Below are 14,815 nucleotides of genomic sequence, written 5' to 3' on the forward strand. Positions count from 1 at the left end.
TTAGCGTACCTTAAGCGTGGCCAGTGCAATGAGCACTAGCATCAACGAAATGATCCAAAAGCGCACGATTACCCGCGGCTCCGGCCAGCCTTTTAGCTCATAGTGGTGATGAATCGGTGCCATACGGAAAATACGTTGGCCGCGCAATTTATAGGAGCCAACCTGCAAGATCACCGACACCGTCTCCATCACGAACACCCCGCCCATGATGATCAGCAACAGCTCTTGACGCACCAGTACCGCAATCGTGCCTAGCGCACCGCCTAATGCCAGCGAGCCCACATCCCCCATAAACACTTGAGCTGGGTAAGTGTTGAACCACAAAAAGCCAAGGCCAGCCCCAACAATCGCGGCGCAAACAACCACCAGCTCACTGCTGTATTGGATATACGGAATATGCAGGTAGCTGGCAAAGTTCACATTCCCTGTCGCCCAAGCAATAAAGGCAAACCCACCGGCGACCATCACGGTGGGCAAGATCGCTAACCCATCGAGGCCATCCGTCAGGTTCACCGCATTGCTGGTCCCCACAATCACAAAGTAGGTAAAGACCACATAGAACAGGCCAAGTTGCGGCATCACATCTTTGAAAAACGGTACCACCAACTGAGTGGCTGCGGTGTCCTTGCCGTGCGCATAGAGGGCAAACGCCACGCCTAACGCAATGGCGGATTGCCAGAAATACTTCCAGCGCGCGACCAGCCCATCCGTATTCTTGCGTACCACTTTGCGGTAATCATCAACAAATCCCACCGCGCCATAGCCAAGCAGGACAACCATCACCGCCCATACATATGGGTTGGCCAAGTCCGCCCATAAAAAGACCGTCAGACTGATGGCCGCGACGATCAGTACCCCGCCCATGGTCGGTGTACCGCGCTTGCTAAAATGAGATTCAGGGCCTTCTTCACGGACCACTTGGCCAATTTGCATCGATTGCAGGCGTTTAATCAAACGCGGCCCGGCCCATAGCGAGAACAACAGTGCGGTTAATGCACTCACAATCGCTCGGAACGTCAGGTATTCAAACAACCGCATCGAGGGTAAAAGGTTTTGTAGCGCTTCCGCTAACCATAAAAGCATTAGCAAGCCTCCTTGATGGCGGCAACAACGGCTTCCATCGCCATCCCGCGAGCGCCTTTAATAAGAATGGTGTTAGGTGTCTGTGTATTTATCATGGCTACGACATGCGCAATGAGCGCCTCTTTACTATCAAAATGGTTACCGCCACAGCATTCGCTGATCACACGGCTATCGTTTCCAGTCGTGAAAACTTGGTGTAACTGCGCTTGCGCGGCATGCTCTCCCACTTCACGATGCATTTGTTCACTGTATTGCCCAAGCTCAGCCATATCGCCCACAATGAGCCACTTTTCGCCTGGGTAGCTGGCCAGCACATCAATCGCGGATTTCATTGCCGGCACACTGGCGTTGTAGGTGTCATCAATCAACCTCAAGCCTGGTCGAGGCTCAGTGACCTGGGTACGTCCCGCAGCATTTTCCATCGCCGCTAAGCCACTCACCACATCGTCCAACGCCACGCCTGGTAATTGCATGGCCGCACAGCCTGCCATCAGCGCATTGGTAATATTGTGCAATCCGGGTAGAGGCAAGGTCACGGTTCTTTGTATCTGGCCGTCACTCAAGGTCATGTGATAACAGCCCGAATCAGTGAGCGTGCTATCTAGCAACCTCAGTGGTGCCGCCTCAGTGTCAGTGACGGGGATCACCTGCTTGTCAGCCAAGACCGCTTGCCACTTTTCGTCGCCGTGGCTGTGCTGATTGACCAGAGCAATGCCACCTTCTGGTAAGCCTTGGTAGATCTCTCCTTTGGCAATCGCCACCCCTTCCAATGAGCCAAATCCCTCAAGATGAGCCGCGGCCAAGTTGGTCACCATGGCAATATCGGGTTTAACCAACGCGGTGGTATAAGCGATTTCGCCAATATGATTCGCGCCCAGCTCAATCACCGCATACTGGTGCTCTGGCGTCAGTCGAAACAGGGTCAGCGGCACACCGATATCATTATTGAAATTACCCGCAGTGGCTAACGTGGGTCCTTTTTGCGCGAGGATCGCCGCCAACATCTGCTTCACGGTGGTTTTACCGCAGCTGCCGGTAATGGCAATGGTGGACACCTGACACTGGCTTTTCACCCACGCCCCGAGTTGGCCAAGGGCAATACGCGTGTCCTCCACCAGCAATTGAGGGATCGCCACATCCAGCGGACGATCGACCACTATCGCCGCCGCACCGGCCTCTTTGGCTTGAGCCGCAAAGTCATGGCCATCAAAGCGCTCCCCTTTCAGGGCAACAAACATCGCCCCTTCGCCAAGCTCGCGGGTATCTGTGGTAATGGCATCAACTTGCGGGCTCGCCGGTATCAACTCACGTTGTAAAATCGTCGCGTTCACCGCGTGCGCGAGGGTATCGAGTAAGGTCCGAATCATGATAACTCCTTGAGTTGCGCCGCCACCGTCTCTCGGTCGGAATAGTGCACCTTGCCGTGCGCCAACACTTGATAATCTTCATGGCCCTTGCCTGCGACCAAAACAATGTCCTCGGCTTTCGCTTGGCGAATAACCTGGCTCACCGCGTCGGCGCGATCATGTTTTACCCATGCGCGCTCTGGCGCCTCCATGCCCGCAAGCATGTCTTGAGTAATGGCTTCAGGCGCTTCGCTGCGAGGGTTATCATTGGTTAACACCGTATGATCGGCATGCTGTTCGGCGAGGCGGGCCATTAACGGCCGCTTGCGTGTATCACGGTCTCCGCCACAGCCAAATATGCACCACAGCGCGCCTTTACAATGACGTCGCAACGCAAGCAGTGCTTTCTCCAGCGCATCGGGCGTGTGAGCATAGTCAACCACGACTGTCGGTTTGTCAGCGGCGAGAAAAACCTCCATCCGCCCTGTGACAGCTTGCAGCTGCGGGCTCACGGCCAATAACGGCGCTAACGGATAGCCCAGCCCCAATAAGGTGGCCAAGCTCACCAGCAAATTGCTGACATTAAAATCTCCCACTAATGCTGCTTGGATCTCGCCTTGCCCCCACGATGAGTCGACCTGTACCCGCACACCGTCGCTGGCATAGGCGACCGAGGTTGCGCGCACAAACGGGCCTGCATGTCCATCTAATGAGGAGGTGGTCATGGCGACAGCGATAGCGTCTGGCCATTGCTTGAGCCAAGTGCGACCCACCGTATCATCCGCATTGATGACTTTAAGTGGCGAGCCTAACTCAAACAGTTGCTTTTTCGCCTCGGCGTAGGCGTCGAGGGTGCCGTGATAATCAAGGTGATCATGACTTAAATTTGTAAACACCGCGGCATCAAAGGCAAGGCTGGCCACGCGACCTTGCACCAAGCCGTGCGATGACACTTCCATCGCCACATGCCGGGCACCTTGCTGAACGAAATCGGCTAATTGGGCTTGAATGCTAATCGCGTCCCCAGTGGTGTTGTCAGCGGCTTTAAGCGCGCCAATAAAGCCGTTCCCCGTGGTGCCCATCACGGCTGTGCGTTGATCTAAAGCGTCTAGCCATTGGGCAATCAGTTGCGACACCGTGGTTTTACCGTTGGTTCCGGTGACACCAATCAACCCGAGGTGTTGCTGAGGATCCTGATAAAAGCGCGCCGCCATCGCCGAAAGGGCATGAGGTAACGCGCGCAAGCTGATCACTGGCACCTGATCACGCCAGGCTATCTGGTCGTTTTCACCTTGTTGCACCACGGCCGCCGCGCCTGCCTCAATCGCTGCTTGAATAAACTGGCGACCGTCAACCTGGTGACCTTGAACCGCCACAAATACATCACCGGCACCGACTTGGCGACTGTCTAATGTCATTTGCTGGACCGAGAGGCTGGGCACATCCGCCAGCCACGGGCTCAGCCATTGGTTTAAATCATTCATTCCGGTTCACTTCACTTGCATATTTTGCCACTTGCAGCCCGGGGCCTGTGCCCGCGTCCGGCGCAATGTTTAAGATCTGGAGCGCACTTTTCATCACATCCGAAAACACCGGCGCCGCCACTTGGCCACCGTAATACTTGTCACCTTGTGGCTCGTTGATCACTACCACCATCGCTAGCCTTGGGTTGCTGATCGGCGCAAGGCCCGCGGTATAGCCGATATACTCATCGCCATAACCGCCCGCTACCGCCACTTTGGCCGTACCGGTTTTCGCCCCGACTCGGTAACCGTCCACCGCAGCACGGCGCGCACTTCCGCCCTCTTGCGTCACGCCTTCTAACATTTGCAGCACTTTATAAACGTTCTCACGCGACGCAACCTGCTTGCCTTCGGTCACCCCTTCACGCTTTAAAATACTCAGCGGTCGATTGATCCCCAAGGCGCCGAGGGTAGCGTAAGCGCGTGCAAGCTGCGCCGGGGTCACCGACAGGCCATAACCAAAGGCCAAGGTGGCTCGTTCAAAATCGGACCAACGACGGCGAGAAGGAAAATGGCCCACCGACTCACCCACAAGCTCGACACCGGTACTGGCTCCCAAGCCAAAGCTACCGTACTCGCCCAACAGGGTCTCCACTGGCATCGCTAAGGACAGCTTACTCACACCAATGTTGCTCGACTTTTTGAGGATCCGCGCGAGATTGGCTTTACCCACTTTGGACACATCCCGCACGCGGCTTCCGCCGATTTGCATGATGCCATTGCCGGTATCAATTACGGTGTCCATATCCGCGACACCGTTTTCCAACGCGGTAAGCACCACAAAGGGCTTCATGGTTGATCCAGGCTCAAACACATCGGTGATCGCGCGGTTGCGCATATTAAAACTTTTCAGCGAGCTGCGATTATTAGGGTTATAAGAGGGGGCGTTAACCATCGCCATCACTTCGCCAGTTTTCACATCCACCATCACCAACGAGCCAGACGTGGCGCGATAGTCGGCCACCGCTTGCTTAATCGCCCGGTAGGCAATGGCTTGCAAACGCTGGTCGATACTGAGCGTGAGTGATTGGCCTTCTTTTTTGTCTTCAGTGGCAATATGTTCAACCACACGACCAAATCTGTCTTTACGCACGGTACGTTTGCCATGCTCACCGGCCAACCAGTCGTCAAACCGGCGTTCAATGCCTTCCAGGCCATGGCCGTCAATCCCCGTCATTCCCACTAAGTGGGCACTCACCTCCGCACTAGGATAAAAACGGCGAGACTCGGCTTTCAGTCCCACACCGGGCAAGTCGAGCTTGTTCACATACGAGGCCATTGCTGGACGCACTTGACGCTGTAAATAAATAAAACGCCGTTTGCGGTTCGCTTGAATCTTGTCAATCAACGCCTGGCGGTCTAGACCCAGCACGTCGGCCAGCGCATACCAGCGCTCAACGTTGTTCAGCCCTTGGTGTTTAAACACAGTCACCGGATCGGCCCACACTGCTTGCACGGGGACACTGACCGCCAACGGCTCACCTTGTCGGTCTTCAATCATCCCACGCGCGGAATGCACCTGCTCCACGCGCACTGAGCGTAAATCCCCTTCATGACGCAGCCTGTCTGGCTCAATCACTTGGATATACGCCGCACGCGCCACCAGCGCCACTAAGGCAAATGCAATAAACACGCAAATAAGGCCAAAGCGCCACTGGATGAGCACAGGTGGTGCTTTTGGCGTACGGCGATTGGCTGGCTTACTAGAACGTTTTTTCACCGGCTATTACTCAAAGACCGTTTTACGATCACTTCGTTATCACTGGTTGGTCGAATCATGCCAAAATCCTCACGCGCGACCGACTCAACATGGCTGTGCTCAGACAACGCATTTTCTTCCAGCAACTGATTTCGCCACTCCACTTCAAGCGTTTCGCGCTGCTCAAGCAGTGCATCTTGTTTGGCAATCAAACTGCGCGTCGATTGCGTCATTGACACCACAGCGATCGCTGATATCAGCACCGCGACCAACAAACCCAACGGCAACTTACCGATGGCCAGCACGTCCTGACGAATTTGTTTGGCGAGGCTGGGACGCGGCTCCATGATTTACCCTAATTTCTCCGCCACGCGTAACACCGAGCTACGCGCACGCGCATTGTGTTCCACCTCTTTCGCAGAGGGCTTAACCGCCTTACCAATCGGTTTCATCGCGGCTGAGCCCATCTCGGCAATTTGTGCTTCGGTTAAAGGCACCCCTTTAGGCACGTCTGGACCTTTGCTTTGTTTGCGAATAAAGCGCTTCACCATCCGATCTTCTAACGAGTGAAAGCTGATCACAGACAAACGGCCACCGGGGGCGAGGCTTGCCAACGCGCCTTGCAGCGCTTGCTCAATCTCATCGAGCTCGCTGTTGATATAAATGCGGATCGCTTGGAAACTGCGCGTTGCCGGGTGTTTTTTCTTTTCTCGAAACGGCACCGCATTATCAATCAACTTGGCCAGTTGGTTGGTCGTAGACAGCGCCGGCGCCTCCTCGTCCTCGCGATGGCGGACAATCGCATTGGCAATCCGGCGAGCAAAGCGCTCTTCGCCAAACACTTTTAACACCCAAGCAATGTCATCTGGGCTGGCAGTTTCTAACCACTGCGCCGCTGACTGACCAGAACTCGGATCCATGCGCATATCCAAAGGGCCGTCATGCATAAAGCTGAATCCGCGGCTAGGATCATCCAACTGCGGAGACGACACGCCAAGATCGAGCAAGATCCCATCGACTTTTTCACTCAAGCCACGTTCACTCAAGTAAGTTTCAATGTCAGAAAACGGCCCATGGATAATATGAAAGCGGGGATCGTCGATGGTGTTGGCTTCTTCAATCGCACGAGGGTCGCGATCAATGGCGTATAAGCGCCCGTTCTCACCCAGTTGAGACAAAATATGACGGGAATGACCGCCGCGACCAAAGGTACCATCGACATAAATACCGTCTGGCTTTATCGCAAGGCCGTCTACCGATTCGTTCAATAGGACGGAAACATGGGTATATTGTTCTGACATAAGTTCACTTCATTATTTACAGAGAGAGGTCTGCTAACCGCTCACTGATCATCGGGGTTGATTCCGCCTGTGTGTCCATATCCTGGCGAATTTGTGCCTGCCATGTTTGCTCATCCCAAATCTCAAACTTGTTGAGTTGGCCCACCAGCATCGCTTTGCCCTCAAGCCCCGCATATTGACGCAACGCCGCAGACAGCAAGAGTCGCCCTTGGCTATCCATCTCACAATCAAACGCATGACCGAGTAGCAACCGCTGTAAACGCCGTTCTGCTGGCTGAAAGCTCGATAGCTGTGCAAGCTTATCTTCTATCACTTCCCACTCCGGGACGGGATACAAGGCCAAACAAGGGAGCTGGTGATCGATCGTGCACACAAACTGGCCGTCACAATGGTTAATTAAGCCATCGCGATAGCGAGTGGGTAGGGCAAGCCGCCCTTTCTTGTCGACCGATATGGCACTGACGCCGCGTAGCATGGCGCTATTTTCCCTTTTTCACCAAGATTATCCACTTTACACCACATTTTCCCACCCAGAAGTGTACGTAGCAGGTAAAAAGAAAGTCAAGCAAGCCATGACAGTGACAAGGATCACACTTAGGGAGATTAAAGAGATATTTCAGCGGGTTAATCCTTGAGTTAGCCAATCTGCTACATGAGGTTATAACCAAATCGTCTGACTCAAACGCTGAAAAAGAGAGGGCGAGCCCAAAAGGCTCGCCCGATAATGAGGTGAGTTGGCCTGTAAGCCGGGTTCTGTACCGTAAAAACGGCGGTAACCATTCGTCTAGGCCTGCAATTGCTCACAGGCTCCAGCAACCTACCCGTCCCCAAACGCGGGCCGCGCCAATAGGGACCTATTTGGTCTTGCTCCGGGTGGAGTTTACCGTGCCACGAACTGTTGCCAGTCGCGCGGTGCGCTCTTACCGCACCCTTTCACCCTTACCTGTGCTCCGAAAAGCCATCGGCGGTCTACTCTCTGCTGCACTGGTCGTAGGCTCGCGCCTCCCAGGCGTTACCTGGCACCCTGCCCTGCGGAGCCCGGACTTTCCTCCCCTTCATCAGTCTCCCGTGGGACATCAATAAAGCAGCGGTTACCCGGCCAACTCGAGCGGGGGAGTATATAGAAGAATACCCACGCAAGCCAGGGTAAATCACGCTCAGCTACAAATTCTCTAGGCCCCATTTGTAGAGTGCGTTCTTTTTAACCGAATACAATTCCGCCACCAATGCCGCTGCTTTTTTGAGTGGTAACTCAGCTGCTAACAAACTCAGCGCGTGACAGGCTGCTGACGGCAAGGCGTTTTTATCGGCGCGGTGGCCCGCGACCAGTAACACCATTTCACCGCGAAGCCGATTGGCATCTTCGTTTAACCACTCAATCAGTTCGCCCAATGGCGCCCCATGAATGGTCTCAAAGGTTTTGGTCAACTCACGCGCCAATACCACGCGGCGCGCCTCACCCAGCACTTCACGCATATCCGCCAAACTATCGCGAATCCGGTGCGGCGATTCATAGAAAATCAAGGTGCGAGGGTCATCGGCCAACGCGCGGAACGTATCTTGACGTGCTTTTGTCTTCGGGGGCAGGAACCCTTCAAAACTAAAGCGGTCTGAAGGCAAACCAGAGGCACTTAATGCGGTGACCACCGCGCAAGCGCCAGGTAAAGGCACCACTCTCACGCCAGCTTCACGGCATTGCGTGACAAGGTGGTAGCCTGGGTCGCTAATCAGTGGTGTCCCCGCGTCCGAGACTAATGCGACCGACTGACCTTGTTGTAAACGCGCTAATAACGCTGCCGCTTTTTGCTGTTCATTATGCTCATGTAAGGCAAACGTTTTGGCATTAATAGAAAAATGCGAAAGCAATCGTGCGGTATGCCGTGTATCTTCGGCGGCAACCAGATCCACGCTGGCTAATACATCGAGAGCACGCTGGGTAATATCCGCCAAGTTGCCTATCGGTGTCGGCACAATGTACAGCGTGGGGTGAGCATGGTCGGATAGATTTGCATCAGTCATTTGTTTAACAACCCTTCGGCGATTAAGATAGGGGCAACGTTGTCACGGTTGAAACATGTTCATGGTTAAACTTACCCAGAAGCGTCAAAGTGTAACACGACTTATCACCCCTGTAGCCCTAGCGTTAGCGCTGGCTGCATGTAGTGCGCCGTCCACCACGCCAACCGCGCGTGATGTCATCAGTCAGCCAGCAACAGAGAACTCGACATTTTACCTGTTGCAAGCGGAAACCAGCCAAGGCGAGAAGCAAAACGACTGGTATCTACTGGCGATCAAAGCGCTGATTAACGAGCAGCAGTTTAACCAAGCGGACGTGCTATTGCAGCGCTTGTCAGAACGCCAACTCAATACCGAGCAGCGTATTGAGTGGACACTGGCTCGGGCGCGCTTTTACGCACAAACCGGCCAACTTGCCGACGCCAATCAGGTGCTGGCGCTTTCACCTGACTGGCAACTTAACGACAATCAGTATGTCCGCTTTTACCAGCAAAAGGCTAAGATTGCCCGCCAGCAAGATCAGACGCTCGACGCGGTAAAAAACCAGTACCAATTAGCGAATTATGCCAACGCCGATGACGCGCAGCAGGCATGGAATACCTTGTGGCAAGATTTACAGCTACTGAGTCAAAGTGAAATCAAACAGTTGCAAAGCAGCGACGATGACATTCTCATAGGCTGGGTTGATTTACTTGATATCGCTCGCCGTTACACCGGCGATGTGGCTGAGATGCAAAACCAACTGGATGCGTATTTAGCGTCGCATCCTGCGCATCCAGCAAACCAATATCTCCCTGATAACTTGGCCGATATCCAAGCATTGACCATCACCCAACCAACACGCGTTGGTGTGATGCTGCCATTGACCGACAAATTCTCTGAGCAAGGGGATGCGATTCGCGATGGTTTTGTCGAAGCCATGCTAGATGCTGATAGCGAGCAACGCCCTGAAGTCCGTTTTTACGACACCAACGCCCTAGACGTTAAAACGCTCACCCAACGCATTACCCATGACGGCGTTGATTTTGTGGTTGGGCCGCTGCAAAAACATAAAGTCGCCGCCGTCAGCAACGCCATTGCCGGGCAAGTGCCTTTGTTGGCACTGAATGAACCCACGGATGACAACTATCAGCAAGGGGTATGCTATTTTACCTTGTCGCCCGAACAAGAAGCGGCGCAAGCAGCTGATCGCTTGTACCAGCAAGGGTATCAATTCCCACTGGTGCTCTATCCTGACTCTGCCTTTGGTCAGCGGATGCGTGATGCTTTCTCCGCGCGCTGGCAATCATTGACGGATACAGACGTAGAGCGCGCACCGCTGGGTGATCGTGATAAGATGCAAGCACGCATCCGTGATATTTTCGGCTTGGACGCGAGCCAGCGCCGAATCGCTCAAATGAAACAGCTCACCGACTTGCCTTTGCAATCGCAAGCGCGCAGTCGGCGTGACATTGATGCGGTTTATATGGTCGCCGGCGCCGCTGAGCTCACCTTGCTCAAGCCATTTATCGAAGTTGCTATCAACCCAGATGTCCAGCCACCCAAGCTGTACGCGAGCTCGCGCAGCAACAACCGCGCAGACGGCATGGGACAATTAGCCGAACTGCAAGGCATAGAGTTTAGTGATATTCCGCTGCTTATTAGCCCGCAAAGCGCAGCGTACCAGCGTTACCAACAGCGCCACCCATCGCCGAGCAATAACACCACACGTTTACACGCGCTTGGGATGGACGCATACGGCCTACTAAAAGGGTTGCCACAGATGCAGGCACAGCCCGGTTATCAGTTTAGCGGCCAGACCGGTCAGCTCTCACTCGCTGAGCACTGTGTTATTCATCGACAACTAGACTGGGCGCGCTTTGGTAAAACAGACATCGAGCCGGTTAACCACCAAACGAGACAGGACGGGCAGTGACAGGTTCGCCGACTAGGGCAACAGGGCAAGCTTACGAAGCACAAGCTTGCCAATACCTCGCTCGTCATGGGCTCCGTGTTTTAGATAAAAACGCGCACAGTCGCCGCGGGGAAATCGATCTGGTGATGCAAGACGGCACCTGCTTGGTGTTTGTTGAGGTTCGTTTTCGCCGCGGACGTGGTTTTGGTGGCGCAGCGGCCAGTATTACCGCTGCTAAGCAAAAGCGTTTAATTCTCGCGGCAGAGCGCTGGATGCAGTGCCACGGGGTGAAAAGTACACAAACAGAATTTCGCTTTGACGCCGTCACCTTTGATGGCAGTGTTGAGGCGGTTAACTGGATTAAAAACATTGTTCAAGGGTAAGTCATGCTAGAGAGCATCAAAGAGAGCTTTACCGAAAGTATTCAAACCCAGATTGCTGCTGCCGAAGCGATCCCTGAGTATCTGTCACAATCGGCACAGGTGATGGTACAAAGCCTGCTTAACGGCAACAAAATTCTTTGCTGTGGCAATGGCGGATCCGCGGCCAACGCGCAACATTTTGCCTCTTGCCTGCTTAATCGCTTTGAAACCGAGCGTCCGAGTTTGCCAGCGTTAGCACTGACCACAGACACCACCACCTTAACGGCGGTGGCCAACGATTACAGTCATGATGAAGTGTTTTCTAAGCAAGTTCGTGCGTTGGGACAAGCTGGCGATATCTTGCTGGCGATTTCTACCAGTGGTAACAGTAAAGACATCATAAAAGCCATGGAAGCGGCCGTTACCCGTGATATGACGATTATTGCAATGACCGGCAAAGACGGGGGAGAGATGGCCGGTTTGCTCGGACAGCGCGATGTAGAAATCCGTATCCCATCACAACGTACGGCACGGATCCAGGAAGGGCACTTACTCACTGTGCATTGCTTGTGCGATCTTATCGATCAGGTGCTCTTCCCCTCTCACGGAGAATAAATCATGCGCCTGATAGTCACCTTGATATTTGCGCTTGCCTTGCAAGCGTGTTCCACCGTGTATTCTTCCGATCCACGCACCACTGGCGAGGAGTGGCAGGACACGCAAATTGGCCTAAACACCGCTGGGATTGTCAACAAGCCACCGTTTAGGAACAAAATTCGAGCAAAAGCGGCCGCTTTTCAAGGGCAAGCGCTGTTAGTGGGGCAAAGCACCGATCCGGCTCTGACCGAGCAACTGGTTGAGCGGATTCGCGCGTTAGATAATGTCGACGTAGTCTATAACGAAGTGCGCGACGCACCGATGATTGGCCTTGCCGATATCAGCACCGATGGCTGGCTCACAACCCGCGTCAAAGCAGCATTCGTGGCTGATGATCAGTTGCGTTCGGTCAACATCAAGGTGATCACTGAAGCCAGAGAAGTGTTTTTAATGGGGGCAGTGACCCAAGCGCAAGCGGACAAAGCGGTGGATATCGCCCGCAATGTGCGTGGCGTTGAGCGCGTGATCAAAGCTTTCCAATATAAGGACTAGTGAGAGGTAACACTTCCGTTTAGTCACAGACAGTAAAAGGCCAAGGATGTCACTTGGCCTTGTTTATTTCGTCTAAAAGATACAGCACTACAACTTACGCCGGAGCAGCAGTAAGGTGATCACTAAGAAAATCACACTTGGGGTAATGGCACCAATCGCTGGCGGTAATTTGTATACCAAGCTCATTGGCCCAAAGACCTCATTGGCAATATAAAAGCCAAAGCCAAAAATCACCCCAGAGAGCACGCGTGCCCCCATGGTAACGCTCCGCAGTGGGCCAAACACAAAGCTGAGCGCCAGCAACATCATGACCGCAATCGACAAGGGTTGGACGGCTTTTCGCCATAAGGCGAGCTCATAGCGCGAGGCATCTTGCTGAGAAGCTCGTAAGTAAGTCACATAACTGTACAAGCCTGATAAGGATAACTCCTCGGGTTTTACCGTCACGACCGCCAGTTTGTCTGGCGTGAGAGTGGTTTTCCACACCAGTTGATCTTGCTGCACCTTAGAAATCGCTTCGCGCTTTTGCATCCGAGTAATGGTGACGTCTTTGAGCATCCAGCTATCTTGGTTGAGATAATCGGCACTTTCAGCAAACACCACATTGGTCATGTTTTGCTGATCGTCAAACTTCCAGATGCTCACACCCGTGAGATTATCTTGCTCATCGGCACGAGCGATATAAATAAAGTCATTGCCGTCTTTCGCCCATACGCCGCGCCGTACCGACATCACATTGCCGCCTGATTTAGCGATAGCACGTAACTCACGCGCGGCTTTTTGCGCATCGGGCGCGCCCCATTGGCCCAGCACCATCACGATCAGCATCAAGGGAATCGCGGTTTTGAGCACCGACATGCCAATCTGCAGTTTAGAGATCCCCGCTGCCTGCATCACCACCAGCTCGGAGCTGGATGCCAGCATCCCTAAACCAATCAAGGCACCCAGCAATACCGCCATTGGGAAAAACATTTCAATGTCACGGGGGACACTCAATACCACGTATAAAATGGCTTTACCCATGGTGTAGGTGCCATCACCCACCGAGCGCAGCTGCTCAACAAATTTAATGATGGCTGATAATCCCACCAGAGTCGCCAAACACAAGGAGGAGGTGCCAATCAGGGTGCGACCAATATACCAATCAAGAATGCGAAACATCAGGCAGATCCTTTTACGCTAGCTTTGAGTTTTCGCACCGGTAGCGAGTCCCAACCGGCAAGCACGACGGCCAATAACAAGGCGGCGACATTAACACTCCAAAGCCCAATTTGTGCCGGGAGATCGCCGTCTTCGACCGCTGATTTAGCCGCACTGATCGACAAAAAGTACGCCAAATAAATCAAAATAGCGGGGAAGAGCTTGGCAAATCGTCCCTGACGCGGATTCACCGCCGACAATGGCACCACAATCATGGTCATCAATGGAATACACAGTACCAAGGAAATACGCCACTGTAGCTCAGCGCGTGCTTTCAAGCTCGACTCACCAAACAGCTGCAAGGTAGGCACCGCGTCCCAATCGCGGCTTTTCTCGCGCACCTCGCGTTGACCAATTAAGACCTGATAGTTCTCGTAGGTGGTCACGCCATAGTTAAGCTGGGTCGGCAGCCCCTCAGTGCGGGTGCCGTCGACCAAGTCCAGTACTTGGCGGCCATCGTCGAGCTCAGAAACATAGCCTTTATCCGCCACCACCACGTTGGGCAACAAGGAGTCACGCGGCACGGGCTGGGCAACAAATACCTGATTCAGGGTTTGGCCATCATCTTCAATATTATCAACAAAAATCACCGCCTCGCCCGAGGGGGCGCTTTGAAACTGTCCTTGCACCAGCAACTCAAGCCCTGATTTAGCTTCCAGCTGCTCCATGACTTCCAACTCTTGGTTATTGGCCCACGGTGTTAGCCAGAGTGCGTTAAAAGCGGCCACCGAGCCGGTAATGATGGCCAAGTAAAGCGCCGCGCGGATCAGAAACTCATTGCCGATCCCGGTGGCATTCATCACGGTGATCTCACTCTCAGCATACAAACGGCCAAAAGTGATCAAGATCCCGATATACAAACTAAGCGGCAACATCAACATTGCCATGGACGGCATGTACAAACCCACTAAGGTAATAATTTGATCACTGGGGATCGATCCTTCTGTGGCATTGGCCAGCACACGGATGAACTTTTGGCTGAAAAAGACCAGAAATAACACAAATAAGACTGCAACTTGCGTCTTAACCGTCTCCCGGATCAAATATCGAACAATTATCAAAGCGAAGGCACCTATGGAAAACTTGTTTTTTTACTCGAATAACTATAGTTTCTGGTTTAATTAGTTGTTTTCTAATCTTTCGGCCATTTGTTGACCGCCGGCTAATCCGGGCGCATTTAGAGCGTTCAACAACATAGAGGCGGCATTATCCAACATTTGGTCTCAATTGTCTTTAGGATCT

At 53.4% G+C, this 14,815-nt stretch carries 14 protein-coding genes and 1 other RNA gene; 4 read left to right on the forward strand and 11 right to left on the reverse strand.

The window, feature by feature from the left end; all coding sequences use genetic code 11:
- The 9 genes from mraY to rsmI form a co-directional block, all read right to left on the reverse strand.
- Window positions 1–1,083, reverse strand: coding sequence for a phospho-N-acetylmuramoyl-pentapeptide-transferase (mraY, locus tag EHW56_RS08750; protein ID WP_046073965.1), 1,083 nt, complete (start codon window positions 1,081–1,083; stop codon window positions 1–3).
- Complete coding sequence (gene murF / locus EHW56_RS08755; RefSeq protein WP_152795068.1) at window positions 1,083–2,450, reverse strand: UDP-N-acetylmuramoyl-tripeptide--D-alanyl-D-alanine ligase; 1,368 nt, start codon at window positions 2,448–2,450, stop codon at window positions 1,083–1,085. Before murF ends, mraY begins: the two co-directional genes overlap by 1 nt.
- Entirely contained in the window at window positions 2,447–3,913 is a 1,467-nt protein-coding gene (murE, locus tag EHW56_RS08760) for a UDP-N-acetylmuramoyl-L-alanyl-D-glutamate--2,6-diaminopimelate ligase (protein ID WP_152795070.1), read from the reverse strand. The genes murF and murE overlap by 4 nt, the downstream gene beginning before the upstream one ends.
- On the reverse strand, window positions 3,906–5,672 hold the full coding sequence (locus EHW56_RS08765; RefSeq protein ID WP_172970006.1) for a penicillin-binding transpeptidase domain-containing protein: 1,767 nt from the start codon (window positions 5,670–5,672) through the stop codon (window positions 3,906–3,908). The genes murE and EHW56_RS08765 overlap by 8 nt, the downstream gene beginning before the upstream one ends.
- On the reverse strand, window positions 5,669–5,998 hold the full coding sequence (gene ftsL / locus EHW56_RS08770; RefSeq protein ID WP_046073961.1) for a cell division protein FtsL: 330 nt from the start codon (window positions 5,996–5,998) through the stop codon (window positions 5,669–5,671). The genes EHW56_RS08765 and ftsL overlap by 4 nt, the downstream gene beginning before the upstream one ends.
- A 3-nt stretch (window positions 5,999–6,001) precedes the next feature.
- Complete coding sequence (rsmH, locus tag EHW56_RS08775; RefSeq protein ID WP_046073960.1) at window positions 6,002–6,952, reverse strand: 16S rRNA (cytosine(1402)-N(4))-methyltransferase RsmH; 951 nt, start codon at window positions 6,950–6,952, stop codon at window positions 6,002–6,004.
- A gap of 16 nt (window positions 6,953–6,968) precedes the next feature.
- Window positions 6,969–7,427 (reverse strand): division/cell wall cluster transcriptional repressor MraZ, encoded by a 459-nt coding sequence (mraZ, locus tag EHW56_RS08780; protein ID WP_046073959.1) that lies wholly within the window; start codon window positions 7,425–7,427, stop codon window positions 6,969–6,971.
- A 251-nt stretch (window positions 7,428–7,678) separates the two neighbouring features.
- An RNA gene (gene rnpB, locus EHW56_RS08785) (RNase P RNA component class A) lies at window positions 7,679–8,059 on the reverse strand.
- 54 nt (window positions 8,060–8,113) lie between these two features.
- A complete protein-coding gene (rsmI, locus tag EHW56_RS08790; protein ID WP_046073958.1) occupies window positions 8,114–8,971 on the reverse strand; it encodes a 16S rRNA (cytidine(1402)-2'-O)-methyltransferase in 858 nt (285 codons plus the stop codon).
- Between the two features lie 61 nt (window positions 8,972–9,032).
- On the opposite strand from rsmI, the gene EHW56_RS08795 reads away from it, so the two are divergent.
- From EHW56_RS08795 to EHW56_RS08810, 4 genes are read left to right on the forward strand one after another with little or no spacing between them, the layout of a single operon-like run.
- The gene (locus tag EHW56_RS08795; protein ID WP_227486505.1) at window positions 9,033–10,883 is read left to right on the forward strand and encodes a penicillin-binding protein activator; all 1,851 of its coding nucleotides are present in this window, start codon (window positions 9,033–9,035) and stop codon (window positions 10,881–10,883) included.
- Window positions 10,880–11,245 (forward strand): YraN family protein, encoded by a 366-nt coding sequence (locus tag EHW56_RS08800; RefSeq protein WP_046073956.1) that lies wholly within the window; start codon window positions 10,880–10,882, stop codon window positions 11,243–11,245. Before EHW56_RS08795 ends, EHW56_RS08800 begins: the two co-directional genes overlap by 4 nt.
- A gap of 3 nt (window positions 11,246–11,248) precedes the next feature.
- Complete coding sequence (locus EHW56_RS08805) at window positions 11,249–11,839, forward strand: phosphoheptose isomerase (RefSeq protein WP_046073955.1); 591 nt, start codon at window positions 11,249–11,251, stop codon at window positions 11,837–11,839.
- Window positions 11,840–11,842: 3 nt separating this feature from the next.
- The gene (locus EHW56_RS08810; RefSeq protein WP_102505675.1) at window positions 11,843–12,373 is read left to right on the forward strand and encodes a BON domain-containing protein; all 531 of its coding nucleotides are present in this window, start codon (window positions 11,843–11,845) and stop codon (window positions 12,371–12,373) included.
- 87 nt (window positions 12,374–12,460) lie between these two features.
- Here the strand turns inward: EHW56_RS08810 and lptG are convergent, their stop codons facing one another.
- Together lptG and lptF are read right to left on the reverse strand one after the other, a co-directional pair.
- Window positions 12,461–13,534, reverse strand: coding sequence for an LPS export ABC transporter permease LptG (lptG, locus tag EHW56_RS08815; protein WP_152795074.1), 1,074 nt, complete (start codon window positions 13,532–13,534; stop codon window positions 12,461–12,463).
- On the reverse strand, window positions 13,534–14,634 hold the full coding sequence (gene lptF, locus EHW56_RS08820; RefSeq protein WP_046073952.1) for an LPS export ABC transporter permease LptF: 1,101 nt from the start codon (window positions 14,632–14,634) through the stop codon (window positions 13,534–13,536). Before lptF ends, lptG begins: the two co-directional genes overlap by 1 nt.
- Window positions 14,635–14,815 lie beyond the last annotated feature (181 nt).

The sequence above is a fragment of the Salinivibrio sp. VGrn1 genome (assembly GCF_009377995.1).
In the GTDB taxonomy this organism is placed as follows: Bacteria; Pseudomonadota; Gammaproteobacteria; order Enterobacterales; family Vibrionaceae; genus Salinivibrio; species Salinivibrio siamensis.

Coding starts and splice junctions, on each gene's coding strand:
- EHW56_RS08805 (WP_046073955.1), top strand. CDS start 11,249: ATGCTAGAGAGCATCAAAGAGAGCTTTACCGAAAGTATTCAAACCCAG.
- rsmH (WP_046073960.1), bottom strand. CDS start 6,952: ATGTCAGAACAATATACCCATGTTTCCGTCCTATTGAACGAATCGGTA.
- murE (WP_152795070.1), bottom strand. CDS start 3,913: ATGAATGATTTAAACCAATGGCTGAGCCCGTGGCTGGCGGATGTGCCC.
- rsmI (WP_046073958.1), bottom strand. CDS start 8,971: ATGACTGATGCAAATCTATCCGACCATGCTCACCCCACGCTGTACATT.
- lptG (WP_152795074.1), bottom strand. CDS start 13,534: ATGTTTCGCATTCTTGATTGGTATATTGGTCGCACCCTGATTGGCACC.
- mraZ (WP_046073959.1), bottom strand. CDS start 7,427: ATGCTACGCGGCGTCAGTGCCATATCGGTCGACAAGAAAGGGCGGCTT.
- EHW56_RS08810 (WP_102505675.1), top strand. CDS start 11,843: ATGCGCCTGATAGTCACCTTGATATTTGCGCTTGCCTTGCAAGCGTGT.
- ftsL (WP_046073961.1), bottom strand. CDS start 5,998: ATGGAGCCGCGTCCCAGCCTCGCCAAACAAATTCGTCAGGACGTGCTG.
- EHW56_RS08795 (WP_227486505.1), top strand. CDS start 9,033: ATGGTTAAACTTACCCAGAAGCGTCAAAGTGTAACACGACTTATCACC.
- murF (WP_152795068.1), bottom strand. CDS start 2,450: ATGATTCGGACCTTACTCGATACCCTCGCGCACGCGGTGAACGCGACG.
- mraY (WP_046073965.1), bottom strand. CDS start 1,083: ATGCTTTTATGGTTAGCGGAAGCGCTACAAAACCTTTTACCCTCGATG.